This is a genomic window from Salinicola salarius (genome assembly GCF_002179555.1).
Classification (GTDB): Bacteria; Pseudomonadota; Gammaproteobacteria; order Pseudomonadales; family Halomonadaceae; genus Salinicola; species Salinicola salarius_A.
On sequence record NZ_NHOU01000156.1, the window covers coordinates 1 to 200 of the forward strand.

At 47.5% G+C, this 200-nt stretch carries 1 rRNA gene; it reads left to right on the top strand.

Annotated features, from left to right (window positions below):
* Nucleotides 1–200 (top strand): 16S ribosomal RNA (locus CCD76_RS19585); the annotation flags it as partial.

Genomic DNA, 200 nt, shown 5'->3' on the forward strand with positions numbered 1-200 from the left:
TAATAAGTCTGATGTAAAAGGCAGTGGCTCAACCATTGTGTGCATTGGAAACTGTTAGACTTGAGTGCAGTAGAGGAGAGTGGAATTCCATGTGTAGCGGTGAAATGCGTAGATATATGGAGGAACACCGGTGGCGAAAGCGGCTCTCTGGACTGTAACTGACACTGAGGCTCGAAAGCGTGGGTAGCAAACAGGATTAG